Raw genomic sequence first — 12,415 nt, 5'->3', positions numbered from 1 at the left:
GTGATCAAAAATGCTAAGGAAGGAGATCACCAGGGAAGCAACGCTCGGCCAACTTCTGGACGAGACCGTGGCCAAGTATCCGGACAACGAGGCGATCGTCTACGCGGACCGCGATTACCGGGAGACGTGGAGCGAGTTCAGCGCCACAGTCGACCGGGTGGCGAAAGGGCTGATGGCACTGGGGGTCAAGAAGGGCGAAAAGGTGGCGGTCTGGGCCACCAACGTACCGCACTGGGTGACGCTGCAGTTCGCCACCGCGAAGATCGGGGCGATCCTGCTCACCATCAATATCAACTACAAGACCACCGAGATCGAGTACGTGCTGAAGCAATCCGACTGCGAGAACATATTCGTCATCGACGGTTATCGGGACACCGATTATGTCGCGATCATGTATGACCTGGTCCCTGAACTGAGGACGCAGCCGAGGGATAAGCTTCATACGGAACGGTTCCCGCACCTGCAGCGGGTCATGTTCCTCGGACCGGAAAAGCACCGTGGTATGTACTCGATGCCTGAGGTGATGTCCATGGCGACCCAGGTGACCAATGTCGAATATTCGGAGCGCCAGTCATCCCTGAGCTGCTACGACGTGGTCAACATGCAATATACGTCGGGCACCACCGGTTTCCCGAAAGGGGTCATGCTGACGCATCACAACATCGGCAACAATGGATATTGGATCGGAGCGAACATGAACTTCGGTCCGCAGGACCGCATCTGTTTGCCAGTACCTCTGTTCCACTGCTTCGGTTGCGTCCTGGGGGTCATGTCCAGCCTGAACTGGGGCAACACCATGGTCATCCTGGAGAAGTACGACCCGGTGACGGTCATGATGGCCATCGAGAGGGAGAAGTGCACCGGCGTCTACGGTGTTCCCACCATGTTCATCAACATACTGGAGCACCCGCTGTTTAGCAAGTTCGACTTCAGCACGCTGCGCACCGGGATCATGGCAGGCGCCCCCTGCCCGGTCAAGTCGATGAACGAATGCGTGGAGAAGATGCACATGACCGAGGTGACCAACGTATACGGGTTGACAGAATCATCACCCGGCATGACCCAGACCAGGTATGACGAGCCTTCCCTGGAAAGGAAGTGTTCCACGGTCGGTAAGGCAATGCCCGGAGTCGAGGTCGCGGTCATCAACCCGGACACCGGCGAGTTCTGCAAGGACGAGGAGCACGGAGAGCTGTGCTGCCGGGGCTACATCGTCATGAAAGGGTACTACAAGATGGCCGAGGAGACGGCCCACGCCATCGACAAGAACGGCTGGCTCCACTCTGGCGATATCGGCAAGAGGGACAAGGACGGATACTACTCGGTCACCGGTCGACTCAAGGACATGATCATCCGGGGCGGGGAGAACATCTATCCGAAAGAGGTCGAAGATTTCGTCCATCACATGCCCGGGGTGCGTGACGTGCAGGTCGTCGGTGTTCCCAGCAAGAAATACGGAGAGCAGCCTGGTGCGTTCGTGATCCTGCAACCTGGTGTGACCATGACCGAAACCGATGTACAGGACTTCTGCCGCAACAAGATCTCGTTCTACAAGGTACCGAAATATGTGGCCTTCGTGGAGGAATATCCGCTCACCGCTAGCGGCAAGATCATGAAGTACAAACTGAGGGAGCTGTCGGCCAAACTGTGGCCGGAAGCGTAAAGTGTGGATTCCCAAAGGAATCAAGGATGTCCCGAGAACCTTTCTCTGGGCCGGTTGTGGAAACCAAACATTTTTCTCCTTTCCTCTTTTCTAGGAGTCTTGATGCCGCACATGTCTGTAGGGGACACCAAGGTGCACTACGAAGTGCACGGTTCCGGGGAGCCTCTGATCCTTATCACCGGGCTTTGCGGGGATCTGACCAGCTGGAAGAAGGCGTTGCCCCTGCTGGAAAAGGAGTACAAGGTCATAACGATAGACAACCGGGGTGCCGGAAAGACCGAGCACCCAGGACGCCCATTCTCCATGGAGGACCTGGCTGACGATGCGTCCGGTCTGCTCACCGGGTTGGGTATAGGCAGATCCCATGTTCTGGGAGCGTCAATGGGCGGCAATGTTGCCCAGGAACTGACCCTCAGACACCCGGACCAGGTGGCCACGCTCACTCTCATGTCGACCTACATGAGGAGGCCGGAACGGTCAAGCGTCGGCATTGACGCGATGATCAACACCGTCAAGGAAGGCGCCAGCATCGAGACCTTCCTGACCATGATGCAGGCATGGTGCCTGACGAACGCCGCCTTCCGGGGCAGGGAGAACGTTTCTCAGAACGATAAACGGGGAGCGCGGGAAAGGGACCTTTACCTTGTGGACGGGTTTGCCAGGCAGAAGTGGGCGTTGGACCGGTTCGACTCTCATGAACGCATTTCCGCGATAACTGTTCCGACGCTCGTGGTCCATGGAAACGAGGACATCATGGTCCCGCCGCGGTTCGGAGAAGAACTCGCATCAAGGATAGAAGGCTCGAGATTGGTCCTTCTGGACGGGTGCGGGCATATGATAGCTCCGGACCGCTATACCCCGATCCTGCTTGATTTCCTGCGCAGGAACAGGATGCAGAACTAGGTCCATTCCGGTATCCTATGGAGCGATGACGCCGTTTTGCCGGATCTCCTTGACCGAGAGTGCCAAGGTTCCTCAGACCGGAATTCGAAATCTCCAAGGTCTGCCGGATACCCATTGCATCAGCAATGAAAGAGGGCGAGGAACTTTCCCGAACTAATTCCCAGGAAACCAGAGGGAACGATGTTCCAAGTCTCGGGGAAGGGGGCAAGTCTCGCCCTAAGCTGCGTCACTATCTATTCATCGTTTCCATGATCGTAATGTTTCTGTCGGTCTTGGCATTGCTGAACGCTTATTTTCGTTTCATTGACATACAATCATACAATCCATACCAGGAGGATGAACTATCATCTATCTTTCTGGCCGGGTATATCAGCATGTTCCTCAGCATTGCTTTCCTGCCCATTCCCGACTACATCCTGTTGCCGGCCTTCGGATACCTCTCATCGATCGGCCTGTTCGATGCATACCTGACCTTCCTGGTATGTTTCATCGCAGCTGTACTTCCGATAGGCTACCTTCCAGGCAGATTCGTGGGAAGACCGCTTTTGCTCAAAGGCCTTGCCTACCTTCGGATATCAGAGAATAGCCTGGATTCAGCCGAAAGACGGCTGAAGGAACATGGCCGGTTCTCGGTCTTCATTTCGACCTTCATTCCTTTTGCCTATACCGTTTCATCGGTCGCCGCCGGTTTGCTGAAAATGAATGTGATCGATTTTATGGCATCCAGTGCGGCAGGGTTCGGGATACGTTATGCCATTCTGGAGTACATCGGATATTCCAGTATCTTCATTTTCACGGCTTCTTTCGATTATTCACAACAGGCTGCGATCACCTTGGTATTGATCGTATCCTCCCTGTATGCGCTGATCTACCTCATGTTCATATCCCGATCATATCGAGAACGGGCCATCAAGAGATGAACACCGGAGACACCTGCCGGCCATCAACTTCTGCCTGAACGGTCGGAAAGAGTGCGATTAATCTCATTCCATAAGAAGCTGGAAGTATGACGGTGAGGGCAAAAAGTCCAGTTTCATGAGGCAACCCAGAGGATATTACATACGGCGGTAGAAACGAAAGATGCGATACGTTCGGCCAGCGAGAAAGGTGAGGCTGAGAGGACGACGAGAGTGCCGAAATCCGCTAAATCGCAACCAAATTTCAATACACCCGTTGATACGAAAATCACGAATATGTCAGAAGTTGTTTTGATCGCACCCTATGACCATACCACTCTGCGGGAGAGATTGGGTCTAAAGGCGCCTCCCCTGAACCTACTTTATCTTGCCTCATCGCTCCGCCAAAATGGATTCTCCGTAAAGATCATCGACGACAACGTAAAAGCAATGGGACCCGAAGAGCTCGCCCGGAACATTTCGCCGAACACCAGGATCGTTGGTCTGACCGCCGCGACATCGACTCTGAACTCGGCCGTCCACTATGCCGATGCGATCAAGTCTCGTGATGAGGGGATCGTGACCGTCCTGGGGGGGCCCCATGTCAGTTTTCTGCCGGAAGAGACGTTGGAACACGGTAAAGGTATCGATATCGCGGTGATGGGAGAAGGTGAGGACACAGTTGTGGATCTGGTATCCACATTGGAAAAGGGACATGATCTCGAGAACGTGAAAGGGATAGCTTTCAAGGCCAATGACAAAATTGTCGTGAACCGCCCCCGAGAGATGAGGCCCGACATCGACGCCTTTCCCATTCCGGCAAGGGATCTGATCCGCCTCGATGATTACAAGGATCCGGTGAAGAAGAAACCCATAGGCACCATGATCACATCCCGCGGCTGTGTGTTCGGGTGCTCTTATTGCGCTTCGTCGCGCATGATGGGGAGCAGGTTCAGGGCTCGGTCACCTACCTCCATCGTCGACGAGATGGAGATCCTAATCGAGATGGGGGTGGAGCACATTGAGTTCATCGACGACATCTTCGTCCTGAATCAGAAGAGGGCAACGGAGATCGCAAAGGAGATAATCAGAAGAGGACTGGACATCAAGTTCACTGCGTCCTCAAGAGTGGATACCCTGTCCACGCCATTACTGGCCGACCTCAAGAAAGCCGGGCTTAGCTCCCTTTACCTGGGCATCGAGTCCGGGTCCCAAAGAGTATTGGATCTGATGGGGAAGGGGACAACGCTGGCCCAGGTCCATGATGCCGTCGATAAGGCAAAGGAAGTTGACCTGAACGTTCTGGGTTCATTCATTCTCGGGTATCCAGGCGAAACCCTGAGAGAGATGGACGACACGATCCGGCTGGCGGTAAGGCTGAGACTGGATTTTGCCCAATTCTCCCTGCTGACACCATATCCTGGCACCCCCATCTTTGAGAGCATGAGATCCCGAGGTCTCCTCTTAACCGAAGATTATGACAGATTCACCGTGGTCGACCCAGTCATCGACTATGATAAACTTGGAGTGGGCCGCAAGGCGGTTTCCAGGAAGATTGTCATGGCATACCTTATTTTCTACACTCGACCCTCCTACATGTTCAAGCATCCATACCTGTTCAAGATGATCCCCCGTGCCCTCTTCCCCCGTGATAGGCAATTTCGACCCGATCGAATGCTTGCGACCCCGAGTGTCTGATGAATCGAACGATGCGGTTCAAAGATGGCATCAATTAATTATATGAAATAACATAATTTAATACCGGACATCAGGGGGATCTACGGGTCAAAGAGAGGCTTGGAAATGGTGGCCTATCATTCGCCGATCACCCGTTCAAATGTCAATTCCGATCAAGGATATGAGGTTGGGAAAGCCTCACCAGGCCTCGTTCATCACTTTCTCTACCTCCCAAGTATCCTGCCGATGATCCCACTATCTCCGACCTTGTCCAACCGTTCTGTCCTGAACGCAGCATATCCGATCGCGACGAAGACCAGCATCATGGCCAGGCCGAGGATCGCTCCCCCTGTGAGATCATATGGTACGGGATTGTAGACACTTGCGAAATCATTTGGGACTACGCCCATGCTTAGGTAGGTCCCCTGCGTCAAGATCATAGGGTTTGCCAGGTCCATGGCCAGGAACAGCGGCGGTATGAATTCGGTGGCATTGTTTGCCCCAACGTGGGGATTCGCCCTGTACGCCTCGTTTGCGCCCAAGGTCAAACTGAGGTTGAACATCATGGTCACCAGGAAGAACAGGAAGATGGCCAAGATGATCGGCACTGCTTTCTTTTTGGAAACGGTGGCAAGGAACAGGCCGATCGCGGCGAACACCAGCAGGATGATCAAAGGGAACATCATCGAAGCGAACAGTGTGTCAGCCCCTAGCGAGGGCATGTCCATCATCGCAAAGGCGATCAGATACGCGACCAGGGACACCGCCACCGCTATGAGGACCATCATCAGCAGCACTATGAACTTGCTCGCGAAGAACCTCTTCTTGTCGCATCCGGAGGTCAGGATGTATCGGAGCATTCCGGTGTCCTTCTCTGCCGTCATAGCCAGCGCCCCGGCCACTGTGAATATCGCCGAATCGATGGCGAGCAGCATGGTCCAATACTGACCCAGATTGACCTTCTGCTGGATGATCAAAGAGGCGGACGTGACTATGGTGGAACCCTTTGCGCTGTTGACATAGGATGAGCAGGACTGCACCGCTATGATGAAAGCGATAGCGGCAAGCACGACGATCAGGAAGATGAATCGGGCATCGGTGGAAAGGAGCTTCAGGTCCTTCCTCACCTGGATGAGCAACTGCTTCATCTGCCACCCTCCATTATGATCTCGGTGTACATGTCCTCGGCCTTCCTCTGGACGATCTTGGTCTCCACGATCCGGCCCCCGGCATAGACGATGGATGAAACGATGTCGGGTATCTGGGGCCGCTCCAGTTCGATCAATATCTCCTTTCCGTCGGGGGAAACGCTGAGCACCCTTCTCCCCGAGACGGCGTCCAACAGCTGCTGGCTCGGATTTTCGACGGTTATCTGCATATTCAACAGGTTTCCTTGTCTCTGGTAGCCCTCCTTGCCTATGATCTTGCCAGACTTGATGAAGATGATCGAATCGCAGACCTGGTCTATCTCATACAGCTCGTGCGAGGACAGCAGTATGGAGATGTCCTGGTCCTTAAGTGTCTTGAGCGATTTCCTGATGTCTATCATCGCCGTTGGGTCCAAACCGGAGAAGGGTTCGTCCATCAGCAGGACGCGCGGGTGATGCAGGATCGACCGGGCGATTGCCAGCCGCTGCTTCATGCCCTTTGAGAAATCCCCGACGAAGTCTTCCGCTCGGTCATCGAGGCCGAAGGCCTCAAGTCCCTTCATGGCCGACTGTTCCGGGTCGGTGATCCGATAAAGTCTGGCGAAATACAGCAGGTTATAGTAGGCGCTCAGGTCCTCGAAGAATGTCGGCCTTTCGGGAACATACCCGAAATCAGGCCGTCCGTCCCCTGAGGCGAGTCTTACACTTCCACCATTGCCTCTCTCAATGCCCATGATGATCTTGATCAGTGTGCTCTTCCCGGCCCCGTTCGGACCGACCAGCCCGCATATCTCGTTCCTATCTAACCGGAATGAGGCTTGGTCCAAAGCCTGGATGTTGCGGGTGGTGAACCGGTTCCCGTAGGTCTTGGAGATGCCGTCGACCGTTAGGACGGCCGATTCGTCGGAATCAGTAATAATAGGAGTAGTCTTGAGGACTATCATACCACCCCCCACCGATCAAATAATCCATCCGTTCAAAGGTAAAGTTGCACCAAGCGGTATCGATCCACCCGCTCAAGCGGAAGGATTGCATACCGTAACCACCATAGATGATGGTAGCTTCCTCGATCACTAATGAGTGGTTTCCTCCGGGGGCGATGTCGAACTCGGCACGTCTGAGGTCAGTTCCATTCGGGTCCCGATCGGTAACTCCGTTAATGGACCAGGACATGACACAGTGTGAATTGCCGACCATGGAAGTGGGTGCGCTAAGCGTCATATTGTAGGAGATCATCGATTCGTTCAGACCAGGGACCGATGACATTTTTAGGGTATCGAGATAGAAAATCGCGTTCTTATCGAGCTGGAACTTAACGGAATGACCCTCCAGGGATGTGAACTGCGGATATATCAGATAGTAGCCGGCCATCGCCTTGGTGTAGGCGTAATGGCTCATCTGGAAATTGCCTACATATGTGAATGCGGATCTCATTACGGTTGCATTCCATTCCAATGATTTTGTCCCGTCGGTGCTGTTGAAGTAATCGAATGAGACCGTCATGTCGCGGTTGTCCCAGCTCTGGATCTTGTTCAACATGTTACGGTCCCGGATGATCTGGTCGGGATCTATGCTATCTGGAATGCGTACTATATGGACTGAACCGAGCTTCTGACCATTGAACATGCTATTAATGTAATCGATCCCTGACGTGCTGAAATACACACCATCGGTCAGAGGGATGAACTTGAAAGAGATGTTCTCCCCCTCTGAATATGTGGTCTTGTCCGTCTTCACCGATACGTAGGCTATCCTGCCTCCCTGTGCATACTGCGACATCATGGACGCCAGTAATGCCGTCACGATCAACATCACCACGACAACCCATGCGATATACTGTCTCTTAAGCCTCAATCCCGCACCTTCTCGACCCGCTGCTTTCCAGCATTCCCCGGTGATGCAGTCCAGTCTAGAATAATAAAAGATATGGTAGAATTCGAAATCGGAGAAAGAGGATATTTGTTCTAGGGCAATTGAGCCTTCTCGTACCCTTTTGTCACACCCATCGGCCTGGTGGCGTCTATGGCGATCTTAGATGTGGTGCCATCAGCGCTCGGGTCCAGCGAAGAACCGGCCGCGTTGTTCACGACCATCAGCCCGCGGGAGGCCTGGAACCTGGTGGCCTCGGCCCATTCCACATCCTGGTCATTGAAAATGTCCACATCCTTGTCGACGATGGTGACCTTCTTCATTGAAGGGTGTCCCGTGAAAGCGGCCATGGCAGCGTTCATGGCGTCGCCCTCCTTGTTCTTGGTGATCGAAACCACGCCGTGAAGCCAGCAGCATCCACCATCGGTGAGCCTTACTCCATGCACCTGCGGTACCACCTGGCGGACCGTCTTGAACATGACCGGCTCGCGCGGCAATCCCATCAGCATGAAGTGTTCCAATCCGCCGGGAAGGACGACGTGAAGGATCGGGTCCTTTTGGTGATAGATCTTGTCCACGGCGAAGACCGGCTGCTTTCTGACATCGTCGTAGGTGCCGGTAATGTCAACGAACGGACCTTCGTCGACCCTGTCCGTGGTGAGGCGGCCTTCGAACACATACTCCGCATAGGCGGGGACCATGAGACCCTTGTCCGTCGGGGCGACGGCGACCGATTCGCCCATGCATGCCTTCCTCATCGATGCGGCGATCTCCATCTCGTCCAAGGCATAATCTGCGGATGTGGCAGCGGCGAGCAGGACAGACGGGCAGACCCCTACGCAGAACGCGACTGGCAAGTCCTTGCCCTTCTCCATGCTCAGCTTGTGCATCGTGAACAGGTGACGTGGAACGAGCCTGATGCCGAAACGATGATCGTCCAGGACCATGAGCCTGTGGAAGGACACGTTCTTCTTGCCTTCGAATTCGGAAATGGCCACGCCGGCGGTGATGTACCGCCCACCGTCCTTCGGATAGAACTTGGGGATCGGTAGCTTCGTCAGGTCGAACTTGTCCATCTCCACCTGGCGGAAGGCCGGGTCATCGACCTCCTTCGGTTTCACCGGATTGGAGATCGATTCTATCATCTTCGGCAATAGCTCCTCCTTCGTGATGCCCAAAGCGGAAGCGACTCGGGCGCGGTTGCTCCATAGATTGCCGACGACCTTGCCGCCGTTCACGTCGTTGAAAAGCACCGGGACCTTCTGGTTCTCGAACAACGTTCGGGTCAGCTGCAGGTCTGGCGAGCGCGGCTCGTCCACCTTAATGACGTCCTTCATACCCTTCAGGAGGCCCCTGATCGACATGAACGGGTGATTCCTTTCCCGATTAATAAGCAATAGCAAGGCACATGAATGGAATGATGTCCCGGGAATGACAGCTAAGAACAATGAAGCCCATTCCAACGGAAGGTGGCAGAGGTTCCCATGAAAGAGCAATTGAGGAAAAGATTGGATGAGCTGAAGGCCGAATACGAGTCTGGCCAAAGGGCGCTGGCAGAGCTGGAGGCGAAGGAGGCGGAGATGAGAAGTTCATTGTCCCGGATATGCGGTTCCATCCAGGTCCTGGAAGAACAGCTTGGAGGAGAGGATTCTAACGATCACATGGATCCGGTTCCGACCAGGGCGACTTCGAGGATCGTCAGGAAAAGACCTTGATCAGCTGATCCCTTCCGGGACGGCAAGCACCGTCAATGCTGCTCATCGTCCTCGAATCCCTTCCAGCGCTCCCGGTGTTTGTACACTGGATTGCCTGGCTCTGCGGTTTCTTCAGCCGGGACACGACGGAACTCCGGCATTTTGACCGAATCGTCGCAGGTGTGATGGTGGACCATCTTCATGAGATAGATGAACCAGGACACGTAGGCCACGGAAATGATGATGACCGAAGGCCAGTAGACGACCATCACGAACGCGTCGGTCACGCACATGATCATCGACAGGCTGATCACCGAAGCGATGTAATGAGAGATCTTGCCAGCATTCCCATAGATGGTCCCGAGATTGGAGTAGTCGATCTTCCTTACCACCTTGTCGATCTCTGAGCGAAGTGCGAACCAGGCCACCGCGCATGCGCCGAGCGAGATCATGAAGGCGGCCAGACGAAGTTCTCCGGTCAGGGAAAGGATCGATATGATGGACATAAGGTAGAGCGAGAGGGATATCGGCAAACCCTTCGACGTCTTGAAGAGCCTCAGGCCTCCGGGTAGGATCATCTTTCCCATGGTACGGGAGAAAATGGAGCCGCCATAGGCTATGTATCTGGGCACCCTAATGGCCATGCGGTCCGCGATCTCATAGCTCTTCTTGATGAAGTACGGACAGAGAACTGACATGACGAAGGTTATCGCTCCAGCTATCGGATAGAGCTCCGCCCCCTTGGTAGCGGTGGCGGCCTTGCTTCCGACGGTGGCGTACATCACCGATTCGCCCCCACGGGCGCTGAAGGATGAGCCGATGGATACCGCCTCCCTTCTGGGAAAGCCCACCAGATACGCCACTATGGACATGATGACGATCTCGTCCAATAGGATTATGACCACCGCTATGATGATGATCGACCAGACCGCGCCGAACATCGAGGGGTCGATGAACATGCCAAAGGACACGAAGAAGATGGCAACGAACGCGTCGCGGAGGGGAGCGATCTTTCTCTCCAGGCGCTTTGTGATCCGGGTCTCCGCAAAGGTGATGCCGATAAAGAAGGCGCCTATAAGGGATGGAACGCCACAGTATTCCGCTATGGCCGCGGTCAAGGCAATGATGCCCAGCATGAACAGGACGAACATCTCGTCGCTCTTCATCTTGTCCAGGCGTTTGATGACGTAGGGGATCACGACCGCGGCCATGACCGCGAAGAACACAAAGAAGGCCACCATGCCGACGATCATGTTGGTCGGTGAGAAAGTGGCATCCCCTTTGATCAGCAGGCCGCCTACCAGGGTCAGGAACAGCATGGAGATGAACTCTTCTAGAATTATCATGCCCAGCATGAACTCGGTCTCCGGCTTCTCCAGCCTTCCGAGCTCCACCAGCGTCTTCATGGCCACGGCGGAACAGCTCATCGAAAGGACCGCTGCCAGGAATATCGAATCGACCAATCCCCATCCCAGCCAGGCGGCGAGGAGGAAACCGGTAAAGAGGTTCAGCCCCACATCGATCAGCGAGAGCACGACCGCTGGACCCTTGACCCGCTTGATCTTATCGATGGAGAACTCCAGCCCGACAAAGAAGATGAGCAGGATCAGGCCAAGCTGGGAGAATAGGTCGATCAGACCGGTCTCGTGCACCACACCGTTGTAGACGATCGGACCGATCTCGATGTAAATGTAGGGGCCGATCAGTGCCCCTGCGATAATGTAGCCTAGGATAACGCTCTGCTTCAGCTTCGTGGCGATGGTAGCGCCTATGAATGCCACCATCAATATCGTTCCAATCTCAATTAACAGCTCGACGTTAGCCATGTATCATTGCCAGATCTGGCCCACCGTCTGACCATCGGCTCAGTGGATTCTTTGGGTTATCGGAACCGCGAATCCATTGGACAATGGAAGCCAAGACATTGCCGGGCCCCTTTCTGTGCATCCCGCTGATGTATTGTTTTCAAGTTTATGAAACTTACATGCAAAGACACTCGACCCGCGAGGACCAAGAACACGTGACTCGCTGAGTTAACGATCTTAGTGCTCAAAAGTCCGAGATCGGAAAGATCTCATCACTAGATTCCACCTGGTCGCGCCAATCTTGAATCGTCATTCATGCCATTCCTTATTTCCAGGCAGATTTCGAGATTCATCTCGAAAGAAAACCTTCCTTTGATCTTGATACCACCGATCCGACCTTTGAAGGGCAATGCCAGCCAAACAATATCGTCATATCTCACCAGCATCGGACTTGACCACCTGAATAATAGATGCATCTCGCTTGGACCTAAGCGGACCTCTATCGGATTATGTGCGTACTCTCGCCATACCTCGAACACTATCATCGTTCCAGCGATCCCCAATAGGAATAGACCGTTCAGGGAACCTTTGGTAATTGCGAATATCCCGAAGAACACCAATACCAATGCAGTCACGATCAAGATCTTGATGGATAGCGGTTCAGGCGAGTTCGTATATATCCTACCATCTGGATCGTTAGTTCCAGTCATTTTCCACAACCACCACAATGGCATTTCTATTCCTTGGCGATGCGCATGTT

11 protein-coding genes are annotated in these 12,415 nt (G+C 54.0%); 5 read left to right on the top strand and 6 right to left on the bottom strand.

The features are described 5' to 3' along the window. Nucleotides 1–10 precede the first annotated feature (10 nt). The 4 genes from VGK23_00445 to VGK23_00430 all read left to right on the top strand — a co-directional run bounded on the left by VGK23_00445 (nt 11) and on the right by VGK23_00430 (nt 5,160). On the top strand, nt 11–1,663 hold the full coding sequence (locus VGK23_00445) for an AMP-binding protein (protein ID HEY3419006.1): 1,653 nt from the start codon (nt 11–13) through the stop codon (nt 1,661–1,663). 102 nt (nt 1,664–1,765) lie between these two features. Continuing rightward, nucleotides 1,766–2,566, top strand: a complete 801-nt coding sequence (locus tag VGK23_00440) for an alpha/beta fold hydrolase (protein HEY3419005.1) — start codon at nt 1,766–1,768, stop codon at nt 2,564–2,566. A 374-nt stretch (nt 2,567–2,940) separates the two neighbouring features. Further along, entirely contained in the window at nt 2,941–3,486 is a 546-nt protein-coding gene (locus VGK23_00435) for a DedA family protein (GenBank protein HEY3419004.1), read from the top strand. A gap of 273 nt (nt 3,487–3,759) precedes the next feature. Further along, the gene (locus tag VGK23_00430; protein ID HEY3419003.1) at nt 3,760–5,160 is read left to right on the top strand and encodes a radical SAM protein; all 1,401 of its coding nucleotides are present in this window, start codon (nt 3,760–3,762) and stop codon (nt 5,158–5,160) included. Nucleotides 5,161–5,363: 203 nt separating this feature from the next. Here the strand turns inward: VGK23_00430 and VGK23_00425 are convergent, their stop codons facing one another. From VGK23_00425 to VGK23_00410, 4 genes are all read right to left on the bottom strand, one after another. Beyond that, nucleotides 5,364–6,287: an ABC transporter permease subunit gene (locus VGK23_00425; GenBank protein HEY3419002.1), complete on the bottom strand. Its 924-nt coding sequence runs from the start codon at nt 6,285–6,287 to the stop codon at nt 5,364–5,366. Continuing rightward, nucleotides 6,284–7,231 carry an ABC transporter ATP-binding protein gene (locus VGK23_00420; protein ID HEY3419001.1) on the bottom strand — a complete coding sequence of 316 codons (948 nt, stop codon included), beginning with the start codon at nt 7,229–7,231 and terminating at the stop codon, nt 6,284–6,286. Before VGK23_00420 ends, VGK23_00425 begins: the two co-directional genes overlap by 4 nt. Further along, the gene (locus VGK23_00415; protein HEY3419000.1) at nt 7,197–8,141 is read right to left on the bottom strand and encodes a hypothetical protein; all 945 of its coding nucleotides are present in this window, start codon (nt 8,139–8,141) and stop codon (nt 7,197–7,199) included. The genes VGK23_00420 and VGK23_00415 overlap by 35 nt, the downstream gene beginning before the upstream one ends. Nucleotides 8,142–8,251: 110 nt before the next feature. Further along, nucleotides 8,252–9,520: a UbiD family decarboxylase gene (locus VGK23_00410; GenBank protein HEY3418999.1), complete on the bottom strand. Its 1,269-nt coding sequence runs from the start codon at nt 9,518–9,520 to the stop codon at nt 8,252–8,254. Between the two features lie 120 nt (nt 9,521–9,640). On the opposite strand from VGK23_00410, the gene VGK23_00405 reads away from it, so the two are divergent. Continuing rightward, nucleotides 9,641–9,871, top strand: a complete 231-nt coding sequence (locus VGK23_00405; protein HEY3418998.1) for a hypothetical protein — start codon at nt 9,641–9,643, stop codon at nt 9,869–9,871. 32 nt (nt 9,872–9,903) lie between these two features. On the opposite strand, the gene VGK23_00400 is transcribed toward VGK23_00405, so the two are convergent. Both VGK23_00400 and VGK23_00395 read right to left on the bottom strand, forming a co-directional pair. After that, nucleotides 9,904–11,676 carry a cation:proton antiporter gene (locus tag VGK23_00400; protein ID HEY3418997.1) on the bottom strand — a complete coding sequence of 591 codons (1,773 nt, stop codon included), beginning with the start codon at nt 11,674–11,676 and terminating at the stop codon, nt 9,904–9,906. Between the two features lie 254 nt (nt 11,677–11,930). Next, complete coding sequence (locus VGK23_00395) at nt 11,931–12,365, bottom strand: hypothetical protein (GenBank protein HEY3418996.1); 435 nt, start codon at nt 12,363–12,365, stop codon at nt 11,931–11,933. Nucleotides 12,366–12,415: the final 50 nt, after the last annotated feature.

Source organism: Methanomassiliicoccales archaeon (assembly GCA_036504055.1).
GTDB lineage: Archaea > Thermoplasmatota > Thermoplasmata > Methanomassiliicoccales > UBA472 > DASXVU01.
This window is presented reverse-complemented; position numbering and strand designations above follow the sequence as displayed.